Below are 12631 nucleotides of genomic sequence, written 5' to 3'. Positions count from 1 at the left end.
CCCCCCCCCCCCCCCCCCCCCCCCCCCCCCCCCCCCCCCCCCCCCCCCCCCCCCCCCCCACGGCCCCTCCCCGCTCAGGCCTCCAGGGCCGCCCGCAGGGCCCGCTTGTCGACCTTGCCGACGCCGGTCATGGGAAGCCGGTCCAGGACCACCAGCTGATCCGGCACCTTGTACGCGGCAACCCCCCGGCCCCGGAGGGCCGCCTGCACGTCCCGCAGAGCCGGCGCGGGCGCGCCTTCCCTGAGGACCGCACAGGCGCAGGTCCGCTCCCCCATGACGGGGTCGGGCAGGGCGAGAACGGCAACGCCCAGCAGCGGGAAGGCGGCGAGCAGGTGCTCCTCCACCTCCAGCGTCGGCACCTTCTCCCCGCCGCGGTTGACGACGTCGTTGATCCGGCCGACGACCTCGAAGTTGCCCTCCGCGGTCCGGCGCACCAGGTCGCCCGTCCGGTAGAAGCCCTCCTCCGTGAACCGGGTGCGGTTGAGCTCCCCCGCGCGGTAGTAGCCGCGCAGGGTGTACGGGCCCCGCGTGAACAGCTCGCCCGTCTCGCCCGGACCCGCCTCCGTCCCGTCCTCCGTGACGACCCGTATGTCGTCGGCCGGTGAGAGCGGTCGCCCCTGCGTGTGGACGATCACGTCCTCCGGGTCGTCGAGCCGGGTGTAGTTGAGCAGGCCCTCGGCCATTCCGTACACCTGCTGGAGCGTGCAGCCGAGGATCTTCGGCACCTGGCGGGCCGTCTCCGGGTCGAGCCTCGCGCCGCCGACCTGGAGGACGCGCAGGGAGGAGAGGTCCTGGTCCGCCCACTCCGCGGCGTCGAGCCACAGGGGCACCAGAGGCGGCACCAGCGAGGTGATGGTCACGCCGGTCCGCTCGATGAGCGGGAAGCACACGTCCGCGGTGGGTGCCGATGCGAGCACCGCCGTGCCGCCGGCCCGGAGCGTGCCCAGGACGCCCGGGCACGCGAGGGCGAAGTTGTGCTCCACGGGCAGCGCCGCGAGATAGACGCTGTCCGGCCCGACGCCGCAGAGCCGCGCCGACTCCCGCAGCTGGTAGGCGTAGTCGGCGTGCGTCCTCGGGATCAGCTTCGGCGGTCCCGAGGTTCCGCCGGACAGCAGGAACAGCGCGATGTCCTCGGGGTCCGGCGCGGGCAGGGGAGCGGGATCCGCGTCCACGGAGGACAGCGCCGTGTACGGTCCCGGTTCCCCCGCGACGAACACGTGCCGAAGACTGTCGGTCCGGTCGAGCACCTCGCGGGCGACGAGCCGGAAGTCGCAGTCGGGCACCCGGTCCGGGCAGACATAGGCCACGGCTTCGGCGGTCGCCACGAGGTGGGTGATCTCCGATGTGCGGTGGGCCGGCAGGGCGTACACCGGCAGGATGCCGGTCCGGAACAGGGCCAGGCTCAGCACCACGAGGTCGATGTCATTGGGGAGTTGCACGACCACGCGGTCGCCGGGCCGCAGGCCGGCGCGCAGCAGGCCGGCGGCCGTCCGGTCGGCCCTGCGGTCCAGTTCCTCGTGGGTGACCCTGCCGGTCGCGGTCACCAGGGCGGTCCCGGCCCGCTGCCCAGGCGCCGGCACGGACCAGGTCCCGAGGACATCCGCGTTCCAGTACCCCTCCTCCCGGTACCTACGGGCGACCGGTTCGGGCCAAGGCACACAGCCCTCGTGCATGGGGATCCTCCTTCTACCTCGGTCAATGGGGGCGCACGGCATCGGTCGTCGGCGTGTCACGGGGTGGACGGCCAGGCGGTGGCCGTAGGGGGCAGCGCCGCGCGCACCGTCCGGAAGACACGCGGGAGCACGATCGCGCGCCTGGTCTCCAGGTAGAAGTGGCCTCCGGTGAAGACCTCCACCGCGCAGGCCCCGGTGGTGACCCCGCTCCAGGCGGCGGCCTCGTCGGCGGTGATCTCCGGGTCGTCGTCGGCGTACAGCACGGTCACCGGGATGTCCAACGGGCCGCTGGGCAGCGGGCGGTAGGTCTCGATCAGCCGGTAGTCGGCGCGGATGGCCGGCAACAGGGCGCCGAGCAGGGCGCTGTTGTCCATGACGTCCCGGGCGGTGCCTCCCAGCCGATTCAGGTCCGCGAGGAGTTCCCGGTCGGTGGCCCGGTGGAGCGTGCCGCCGCCCCGCGTGCGCTCCGGGGCGGGCTGGCCGGAGACGACGAGCGCGGCGGGCGGGCTGCCGGTGACGGCGAGCCTGCGTGCGGCCTCGTACGCCACGGCGGCGCCCATGCTGTGCCCGAAGAGCACGGTCGTCACCGACTCGCCCCCGGTGCACGCCGAGGTCAGGGCCGGTACGAGGTCGTCCAGCAGGCTCCCGATGTCGGTGGCCGCCGGTTCGTCGAAGCGGTCCCCCCGCCCGGGGTACTGCACCGCGCACACCTCGATGTCCCACGGGGCGTCCAGGGACCAGCCGCGGTAGGCACCGGCGGCTCCACCGGCGTGCGGGAAGCAGATCAGCCGGGCGCGCGCGTGTGTCCGCGGGGACAGGACACGCAGCGCGGAGGTCTGCCGGCGGTCGGCGGATATCACAGCTCGCCCTCCTCGAACGCGCCGGCCGGCCCACCGGCCGCACCGCCGGGGTCCGGGTCCAGGCCCCGCGCCGCCCTCGCCCCGCTCACCAGCGCGGCCATTCCGGCCACCGTCGGGGCCCGCAGCACATCGCGCATCGGCAGCTCGACGTCCAGCCGGCCGCGGATGCCGGCGACCAGACGGGTCGCCGCCAGGCTGTCCCCTCCGAGCGCGAAGAAGCCGGCGCCGCTGGCGGTGACGGGCGCGCCGAGTACGCGTTCCCAGAGCTCCGCCACCGCCTCCTCCACGGCCCCCCTCGGGGGATCGCCGATGCCCTCCCCCGGGGCCGCCGCCTCGGCGAGCGCCCGTTCGACCCGGCGCCGGTCCACCTTGCCGTTGGCGCTCAGCGGCAGCTCGGCCAGACCGACGAGGGAGCCGGGGATCATGTGCGCGGGCAGCCGGTCGGCGAGCCACGAGCGGATCGCCGCCGGGTCGGCCGCCTGCTCGGCGCGCTCCGGTCCGGGGCGCCTGGCAGTGATCAGGACCACGCCGTCGGGTTCGCGCCGGGACACCCGGGCACCGGAGAAACCCGCCCGTTCCACGGCCCGCAGCCATCGGGCGGCGTCGGCCGGGGTGTGCGGGACGGGCGCCGTCGGGATCGCCAGCGGGGACGGGTGCTCCCGGGCGACGACGAGCAGCCGGCCGCCCTCCCTGCCGAGCAGGGCCAACGTGCGCGCGCAGGCGTCCGGGTCGGGCTCTAGGCCCAGGGCGTCGTGGGCCACGAGCACGTCGAAGGCGGCGAGCCTCGCCTCGGGCACGGTGAAGGCGTCCTGACGCGCGGTCCGCACCTGGTGGCCGGAACCGGCGAGCCGGGCCTCGGCCGCCGCGATCCGGGACGCGTCGGGGTCGAGCAGCGTGTAGTCGACCGTGCCGGGCTTGATCCGCTCCAGCAGGGCGGCGGCACCCCGGCCGGCCGCGCCCGCCCACTCGGCGAGGGCGAGCGGCCCGCCGCGATCGGTGTGCAGGGCCTCGACCTCCTGCGCGACGGCGTCCATACAGGCGATGACACCGGTCAGCCGGAGGGCGAGCCCGTCCGGGGAGAGCAGGGGGTCGTCGGTCAGGGCATCGATGCCGGCCGTTCCCACGAGCACCGCCGCCAGCAGGGGTGTGGCTCCGGCCCAGGCTTCCACGACCGGCTGGAGGGAGGTCCCGGATATCCGGTGGCGCAGCGCGGCGGCCCGCTCTGCGTCGCGGACCTCCTGCCAGCGCGGGCCGCGGGTCACGGCTCCGGCCGAGATACTCAGGACGCGGCGGTCCCGCAGGAAGTCCAGCCAGGAGCCGAGGCGTTCGCGTGCCGTCACCGCCACGGGCAGCGCATCCACCTCCACGGGTCCGCCGCCCGCGCCGAGCAGGGGGTCCAGCAGGGCGGCGAGCAGGGTCTCGGTCAGCCCCGCCTCCAGCTCATGGGCGTCCCCGCCGTCGATTGCGGCGCGGGCGGCTGCCGGCTCGGGTGCGGCGGCCGCGGTGGGCAGGAAGGCCGCCGCTATCTCCCGGGTCCGCTCGCCGATGACGCCGGCGAGGGCGTGGGACACGGCGGGGTGCGACTGGAGCACGGACTCGATCTCGCCCAGTTCGATCCGGAAGCCGTTGATCTTGACCTGGTGGTCGATGCGGCCAAGGAACTCGAGCGTGCCGTCGGGCCAGTAGCGTCCCTGGTCGCCGGTCCGGTACCAGCGGCCGTCGGTGGCGACGGGGAAACGTTCCCTCGTCAGCTCGGGGTCGCCCCGGTAGCCCTCGGCCACCCCGGTTCCGCCGATCCACAGCTCTCCGGGCACCCAGTCCGGGCAGTCCCGGCCGTGCGGGTCGACCACGCGGAACCGCTGGTTCGCCAGCGGCCTGCCGTACGGGATGGACCGCCACTCCCGGGGCACGGCGGTGACCTCGTGGGCATTGGACCAGATGGCGGCCTCGGTGGCGCCGCCGAGCGCGACCAACCGGCACCGGCCGACCGTCGCCCGCTCCAGCCGCCCCGGCAGGTCGAGGCCGATCCAGTCGCCGGAGAGCAGCGCGAGGCGCAGCGAGCCCGGAAGCGGAGCCGTGCCGGCCGCGGTGAGGAGCATGTCCATCAGGGCCGGCACGGAGTTCCATACGGTGACGGAGTGCCGCTCGCAGAGGGCGAGCCATCGGTGGGCATCGCGCCGGTCGGTCTCATCGACCAGGACGAGGGCGCCGCCCTCGGCGAGCGGGCCGAAGACATCCCATACCGAGAGGTCGAAGTCCAGTGCGGAGACGGCGAGGACACGGTCCGCGGGCCCCACGCCGTACCGCTCGTCGATGTCCTCCACCGTGTTGACGGCGGCACGGTGGCTGACTTCGACGCCCTTGGGGGTCCCGGTCGAGCCGGAGGTGAAGATCACGTACGCGGTCGTGTCGGCGGAGACCTCGACGGGGGCCGCCAGCGGAGCGGAGCGCAGGGCCTCGGCGAGGGGCAGGACGGGAGCCGGGGAGCCGGGCGACGGCTCCGCACCAGTGCCGTCCAGGACGAGCACACAGCCGCTGAGCGCGTGGACCCGGTCCCTGCGCTCAGCCGGTTGGTCGACGCCGACGGGGACGTAGGTACCGCCGGCCGCGAGGACGCCGAGCACCGCCGCGATCTGGTCGGGGCCCTTGGGGACGGTGACGACGACCGTGCTGCCCGGTCGCACGCCCCGCGCGACGAGCGCGGCCGCCACGCGCAGTGCCCGGTCCGCCAGTTCGCCGTGTCCGAGCCGGCCGTCGTCCCCCCAGAGCAGTGCGGTCCGGTCGGCCCGGCCGGCTGCCCTCTCGAAGAACGCCTGGTGGAGCAGGCGGCCGCTCTCCGAGCGAGCCACGGAGTTGGTCTCGGCCCGACATCGGATCTGGGACTCGGGCAGGGGTATGTCGGGCGGAAGGTTCCAGTCTGCGGTGGCCAGGCGCCGCACCAGGTCGGTGTACGCGGCGAACATGGTGTCGACCACGCCCTCCGGGAAGAGTTCCTCGCAGACGTCCCAGGCCAGTGTCAGGCCGCCCTCACGGGTGCCGTACACCTGGTGGTCGAGCCAGACCTGGGGAGTCTGCGAGATCATCCAGGCCAGCTCGCCGAACTCGGCGGCGAACTCGTCGGGCACCAGCGGGGCGTCGAGGTTGCAGGCGAAGACGACGGGCGCCGTGCGCGGGTTGCCGGTGTCGGTGCGGACGAAGTCGCGCAGCACGTCGACGCCGGTGTACGCGGCATGGCCGACGTCGTCGTGCAGGCGCCTCTGGATGGCCCGGGCGCGGTCGGCGAAGCCGGCGTCGGCGGACAGGTCGACGTCGAGCAGCAGCAGGCTGGTGAAGTCGGCCACGATGCGTTCGGTGTCGGGATGCAGGCCCTGATCGCGGTCGAACAGCGGGATGTTGAGCAGGAAGCGCTGCCGGCCGCTCCATCGCATCAGGATCTCGGAGAAGGCGGTCATCAGCAGGGCGGCGGGCGTGAGGCCGTGTTCACCGGCCCTGCGCCGGAGGGCGGCCCACGCGTCGGGGGCCAGCGTGTGCCCGCGCCGCACGAAGCGGGGCGTGCCGATCTCGTCGGGGTCCACCGCCAACGGGAGAGCGGGACCGCCGGGCAGCTCGGGCAGGCGTCGCTGCCAGTACTCGCGCGCGCGCTCCCGCCCGGCCGCCCGCCGGGTGGCGGTGTCCGCCGTGTACTGGGGGAAGGTGTAGGTCAGTTCGGCGACGCCCGCCGGGTCCGCGTACAGCGCCGCCAGGTCGGCCAGCAGCAGGCGGATGCTGTGGACGTCGGCGACCAGCAGATCCACGTTGATGTGGATGCGCCGGCCCGCGGAGGGGTGCAGGCTGAGCCGGACGTCGAAGACTTCCCCCCGGGCGACGTCGAGCACGCGGTGGGAAAGTCGCTCGCGCAGGTCCAGCAGGGCCTCGTCCGCCGCGTCGGCGGGGAGGTCCGTGAGGTCGTGGACGGTCAGGCCCGGCCATGTGCCGCTCTCCGTCACACGCTGGGTCCCGTCGTCGGCGAACGAGGCGCGGAGCATGGGGTGGCGGCGGACGAGCGCCCGCACGGCCTGCTCCAGCCGGTCCGCCTCCGTTTCCCGGGTGTCGATCTCCACGTAGGCGTGGCAGCCGACGCCGCCGAGCGGCTGACCGGTGTCCCGGCCGATCCAGTAAGCCTGTTGGACGGGCGTCAACGGGAACGGCGCATGGAGGTCGACAGGGCCGGCGGCGCCGGCCGGCCGCTCCGGCCGGGCCCGGGCGGGTTCCTCGCGGGCCGCGGCGCCCGTCTCCTGCCGCGCCGCGAGCAGCGCGCACCAGGCGGAGAGCCGTGGGTCCTGGGCCAGCTCGGTGAAGTCCACGCCCGCCCCCGACCGGTTCAACCGGTTGACCAGACGCATCAACTGGATGGACTGCAGGCCCAGCTCGAAGAGGTTCACCTCGTCGTCGCCGGGGCTCAGCCCGATCCCCAGCAGCGCGGACACCTCCTTGCGGAGATCGACCTGGCCCCCTGCCGTACCGCGTGACATCCCTACCCCCCGTGTGTCGGATGGTGTACTGACGAACGAGCGCTCGTCATGGTGCCTTCATGCAGCCGCGTGGGCGCTGATTGTCCACAATTCGGCGTAGCGGCCGCCGGATCGGACCAGTTCATCGTGAGTGCCTTGTTCCACGATGCGGCCGTCCTCGAGGAAGACGATCAGATCGGCGCTCTCGACCGTGCTGAGGCGGTGGGCGACCATGATGACCGTACGGCCCTCCATGAGCCGGTCGAGACCCTCCTGGACCAGCGCCTCGCTCTCCGGGTCGAGGGCCGAGGTGGCCTCGTCGAGCAGCAGCAGCGGGGCGTCCTTGAGCAGGGCCCGGGCGATCGAGACCCGCTGCCGCTCGCCTCCGGACAGCGCCGCGCCACCCTCCCCGACCTGGGTCTCCCAGCCGTCGGGGAGCCGGTCCACCACGCTGTCCAGGGAGGCTGCGGCGGCCGCGGCCCGCACTTCGTCGGCCGTGGCGTCGGGCCGGCCGATCCGCACGTTGTCCTCGATGGTGCCCTCGAAGAGGTAGACGTCCTGGAAGACCATGGAGAGGCGGGACATCAGCTCCTCGCCGTCGATGTCCCGTACGTCCACGCCCCCGAGGCGGACCACCCCCGAGTCGACGTCGTGGAAACGGGCGATGAGCTGGAGCAGCGTGCTCTTGCCCGCCCCCGAGGCCCCGACGACGGCGACCCTTCGGCCGGGCTCGGCCGTCAGGGAGAGCCCGTCGAGCACCTGGCGATCGCCGCGCCGGAATCCGACCGAGGTCAGCTCGACCCCGTCGTGGGCCGGAACCGCCGGCCGCTCGGCACGCGGCAGCGGGGGCTCGCTCAGGATCGCGTCGATGCGCTCCAGTTCGCCCCGGGAGACGCGCATGATTCCGCCCAGGTCCGCGAGGGACAGCAGGGGGTCGACGCAGCGGGCGGCCAGCACCATGATCGCCAGCAGTTCCGGAGCGCCGAGGCTTCCGTCCAGCGTCACGTACACGCCGAGGGCGAGGACGGCGGTGAAGACGGCCTGCACGGAGAAGGTGAGACCGAGCATGCCCGGCACACCGCTGAGGGCCGCCCGTCGGCCGCTGCGCCACTGCTGGTGCAGGGCGTCGTCCAGGAGGCCGAAGCGCTCGCCCGTTCGGCCGCCGACGCGCAGCACCGGCTGGGCGCGGACGAATTCCACGACGCGGCCGGCGGCCTCGTCGCTGCTGCGTGCCCGCTCCGCGTCCTGGCGTGCGGTGGCCTTGGAGGTCCAGCGCTGCACGCCGCTGATCACGGGGATGGCGACGAGGCCGGCGAGAGCGAGACGCCAGTCGAAGAAGAACATCACCACAACCACGGAGACCGGGATCAGGGTGGCGTTGATCAGGGGCCTCAGCCGGTGCGCGGGTACCGACATGACCTCCATCACGCTCCGGCTGGTGAGCCCGGAGACCTCACCGACCCGCCCGGGGGTGAACCAGCCGAGGGGCAGTCCGGCGAGGTGGTCCCCCAACCGGTGGTGCAGGCCCCGGGAGAGCTCACCGCCGGTGCGGAAGCCGGACTTGTCGCTGTGGTAGCCGAGCACCGACGTGACGAGGACGGCCACGGCGAAGGCGGCCAGATACGGCCAGGCGTCCTCTGCCTCGCCGTCGAGCACGGCCCGCAGCAGCGGGATGAGGAGTGCGTAGGACAGACCTTCCACGACGGCGCACAACGACATCAGCGCGACCGTACGACGCAAGGGGCCCGAGTGCCGCTCACCCAGGACCCGGAGCAGCAGCCTGATCATCCGTGGATCTCCCTCTTCCGGCCGGCACGCGCGTGCTGGGCACGCCACATGGCGGCGAACTTTCCGTTCATGTCGAGCAGTTCGCGATAGGTCCCGCTCTCCGCGATCCGGCCGTCCTCCATGACGACGATCCGGTCGGCCCGGACGACGGTCTCCAGGCGGTGGGCGATCACGAGTTGTGTGCGGCCCCGGACGAGGTTGCCGAGTGCGGCACGGATCTCGGCCTGGGTCTTGGCGTCGGCGAAGGACATCGCCTCGTCGAGGACGAGCACCGGGGCGTCCACGAGCAGGGCCCGGGCGATGGACAGGCGCTGCGCCTCGCCCCCGGAGAGGCCCACGTCCTCGCCGATCACGGAGTCGTATCCGCGGGGCATCTGCTGGATGCGCTGGTGGATCCCCGCGGCGCGGGCCGCCTGTTCGACGGCGGCCCGGTCGGCCTCGGGCACGGCGAGGGCGATGTTCTCGGCGATGCTCGTGCGGAGCAGCCGGACATCCTGGAGGACGAACGAGACCTGGCGGTACAGACGCTCGCTCGTGATGTCGCGTACGTCGACGCCGCCGAGCAGCACGGCGCCGCTGGTCGGGTCCGAGAAGCGCGGGACGAGCTGGGCCAGGGTGGACTTGCCGGCGCCCGAGGGGCCCACGAGCGCGGTGGTGGTGCCCGGTTCGAGGAGCAGGTCGATGCCCTGCAGCACCGGGCGGCCGGAGTCGTACGCGAACCCGACGCCGCGGAACTCCACCTGGTCGCCCTGTGGTTCGGCCGGCCTGAGGGGCTCCGGGAGCGGCGGTACGGCGAGCATCGCCCGGATCCGCTCGGCGGACCGCTCCGCGGCGTGCACATTGTCCAGACCGTGGCCGAGCGCGGCGATGGGCGCGGTCAACGCGACGGCGAGCAGGGGAAAGGGCAGCAGGTCGGCGGGCGGCATGGCGTCGGCGGAGACCAGGGCGGTTCCGCCGGCGAGGACGAGCAGCAGGACGAACGGCGGGGAGAGCACCAGCGCGGCCAGCGACGCGAGCCCGGCGGCTCCCGCCACGTAGCCGAGGAAGAAGTCGGCGAAGTCGTCCGCGGACTTGCGGTAGCGCCGATGCGCCTGCCCGCCGCCGCCGAAGGTCTTCACGACGGCGATGCCTTCGACGAACTCCACGGACGCGGCGCCGATGCGCCCCATGGCCTCGCCCATTCTGCGGCCCTCGCGCTGCCGGTCCTCGCTCTGGAGGAGGCGCTGCAGCAGCAGGCCCAGGAGGACCGGTACGAGCGCGACGAGCGTCAGGCGCCAGTCCACCCAGGCGAGGTAGCCGAACGAGGCGAGCGGTACGACGACGGCGGATGTGGCCTCGACGGGCGCGTGCGCGATCAGGTGGTGCAGTTGATCGACGTCACCCTGCACCACGCCGCTGATCTCGCCGGAGCTGCGGCGGGAGTACCAGCCGAGCGGCACCTTCCCCAGGCGCTCCGCGAGCAGCCTGCGCAACGTCAGCTGGAGCCGCCCGTCGACGAGATGGGCGATGCCGCCCGAGGCCGCGGCAAGCAGCACCCTGACGAGCAGACCGGCGACGCCGATCCAGACGGCGAGCCAGGCGGCACCGTGGTCCACCGGCCCCGGCGCGAGCAGCACTCGACCGAGCTCGACGACCGCGATGAGTGGTGCGAGGCCGGCCAGCGAGCTGACGATCTGGAGTACGAAGACGGCGACGAGACTGGTGCGGTACGGGCGGAGCAAGCGCAGGAGAACCTGCCTGGAGGTCGCCGCGGGGCCGCCGGGATCGTTCTCGGATGATCCGCCGCCGACCACCTCCCCACCGTCGGCACGGCTGTGCAGACCCTCTGCCGTGGCCATGGGATTCCCCACCTTTCGGGCGCGACCGTACGGCCGGGGAGCGGGCAGCGCCGCCACGACCGGACGGAAAGTTCCATGAAGACGGCAATAACTTTACACGTATAAGAACGCGCCTCGCAAGCGCTGCGAGAAGCGCCTCCGGCGCCCCTCCGGAGGCGGGGAAGAACACCACGGCGGAGAATCCCGGCGCGGAGATTCCGTCCAGACGATGCCCAGAAGTGGCCTGAAACCATCGCGAGGGCCCCATCCCCGGCGGCCACGACCTCACCACGGGAGAGCTGGGACGCGTGCACTTTCTACTACTGAGTGGGCTAGGGCCCGCAAACCTCAATTCGCCTTATCTCGAGGGTTCCCTTTTCACGCCGAATCCGTCCGACGCGGCCAGGGAGATGCTCCGCAGAGCCGGAAGCGCGGACCTGGACCTCGGGCGGCTCGCCTTCACTCAGCACGGCCAGGACTACGCCCTGCTCAGGCCCCGTTCGGCCACGACGCCGCACCTCACGACGGTCACCCTGCTGTCGATCCTGGAGAACAGCGGGCACAGCTTCGACCGCCTGGATCTCGCCGACGTGTGGGAGGGGCGCGCCAAGGTACCCGAGGGCGATGTGGACGTGGTGCTCCTGTCGACCACGTACATCTGGAACGGGCCCATCCTGGGCTCGGCCGTGCGATGGATACGGGAGAACCTGCCCGGGACGCGCATCGTGGCCGGCGGGCAGTTCACGAACCTCAAGTTCATGCAGGCCATGCGGGACCACCCGGAGATCGTCGCGGTGGTCCGCGGCGACGGCGAGATCGCCCTGCCGAAGACCCTGGACGCCCTGACGGGACGGGGCGAGCTGGGCGCTGTGCCGAATCTCGTGTGGCGCGACGAGGACAACATCCGCATCAACCCCACCGAGTACGTCGACATCGACGACTTCCCCTCGCCGCAAGTCCTCGGGAAACAGCAGATCGTCCCCTACGAGTCCATGCGGGGCTGTCCCTTCGACTGCAAATTCTGTTCGTTTCCCGCGGCTTCACCCAAATGGCGATTCAAGTCCGCCGAGAAGATCCGTGACGACTGGCTGGCCTATGCTTCCCGGAACGGCGCGGATGTCATCTCGGCGATGGATTCGACCTTCACCATTCCGCCGACCCGGCTGCGCCGGCTGCTGGAAATCCTGCCGGATTCGGGCGTACCGAGATGGGAGGGATTCAGCCGGGCCAACACGCTCAACTCGGAGCAGACCGTGACAGGCCTGAAGGCCTCGCACTGCTACCAGCTGCACATCGGCTTCGAGTCGATGAACGACGACACCCTCAAGCGGATGAGCAAGCGGGTCTCGGTGAAGCAGAACCGCCGGGCCGTCGAGCTGCTCAGCCGGAGCGGGCTGTCGTACTACGGCCTCTTCATCGTCGGATATCCGGGTGAGGACCCCGGCATGTTCCAGGACACGCAGGACTACCTCCTGCGGGAGTACTCCGGGCATTACGCACTGTCCAAGTTCTCCATCACCGACGAGACCATGCCCCTCTGGCAGGACCGGGAGGAGCTGCAGATCGTCGCGGACGATCCGACCGACCCCGCCTCGCCCTGGTCCCACATCGGCATGAACAGCGCACAGGCCGCGCAGTTGCAGAAGGAGACCCTGGACAAGGTCCGGCTCACCAACCCGAAGGCCGTGCTGAGCCTCTGGCAGCACGACTACCAGCACTGGCTGATGCCCCGTCACGATCACAGCGTGAACATCGCGGTGGAGAAGTGCCTGGAGCGGATGGGCATGGCTCCGGTCGACTGCAGCGACCTCGACGAGGGAGCCGCGGCCATCCGCGACAACCTCCACCGACTGAAGGACTTCGGTGTCGAACTCGCCCCGGCAGGGCGGCAGCTGGTCCGCGACCCGGTCTGAGACCAGGGGCCGCGGGACGACGGCGGGGGGGGGGGGGGGGGGGGGGGGGGGGGGGGGGGGGGGGGGGGGGGGGGGGGGGGGGGGGGAGGG

General features: G+C 72.7%; 6 protein-coding genes. 1 reads left to right on the top strand and 5 read right to left on the bottom strand.

Features of this window, described 5'->3' with window-relative positions; translation table 11 throughout:
• Window positions 1-74: 74 nt before the first annotated feature.
• The 5 genes from ACN6LM_RS35930 to ACN6LM_RS35910 are packed head-to-tail and all read right to left on the bottom strand — an operon-like array spanning window position 75 to window position 10649.
• Window positions 75-1673: a (2,3-dihydroxybenzoyl)adenylate synthase gene (locus ACN6LM_RS35930; RefSeq protein WP_445069623.1), complete on the bottom strand. Its 1599-nt coding sequence runs from the start codon at window positions 1671-1673 to the stop codon at window positions 75-77.
• A gap of 56 nt (window positions 1674-1729) precedes the next feature.
• Window positions 1730-2533, bottom strand: a complete 804-nt coding sequence (locus ACN6LM_RS35925) for a thioesterase II family protein (RefSeq protein WP_445069622.1) — start codon at window positions 2531-2533, stop codon at window positions 1730-1732.
• Window positions 2530-7044 (bottom strand): amino acid adenylation domain-containing protein, encoded by a 4515-nt coding sequence (locus ACN6LM_RS35920; RefSeq protein WP_445069621.1) that lies wholly within the window; start codon window positions 7042-7044, stop codon window positions 2530-2532. The genes ACN6LM_RS35925 and ACN6LM_RS35920 overlap by 4 nt, the downstream gene beginning before the upstream one ends.
• Window positions 7045-7101: 57 nt before the next feature.
• Entirely contained in the window at window positions 7102-8811 is a 1710-nt protein-coding gene (locus ACN6LM_RS35915; protein ID WP_445069620.1) for an ABC transporter ATP-binding protein, read from the bottom strand.
• The gene (locus ACN6LM_RS35910; protein ID WP_445069619.1) at window positions 8808-10649 is read right to left on the bottom strand and encodes an ABC transporter ATP-binding protein; all 1842 of its coding nucleotides are present in this window, start codon (window positions 10647-10649) and stop codon (window positions 8808-8810) included. The genes ACN6LM_RS35915 and ACN6LM_RS35910 overlap by 4 nt, the downstream gene beginning before the upstream one ends.
• 389 nt (window positions 10650-11038) lie before the next feature.
• Here ACN6LM_RS35910 and ACN6LM_RS35905 point away from each other — a divergent pair, with 389 nt between their 5' ends.
• The gene (locus tag ACN6LM_RS35905; protein ID WP_445069618.1) at window positions 11039-12541 is read left to right on the top strand and encodes a B12-binding domain-containing radical SAM protein; all 1503 of its coding nucleotides are present in this window, start codon (window positions 11039-11041) and stop codon (window positions 12539-12541) included.
• Window positions 12542-12631 lie beyond the last annotated feature (90 nt).

This window comes from Streptomyces sp. SAS_281 (genome assembly GCF_052542855.1).
The sequence above is the reverse complement of the archived record's forward strand: the minus strand, read 5'-3'. Positions and strand labels throughout refer to the sequence as shown.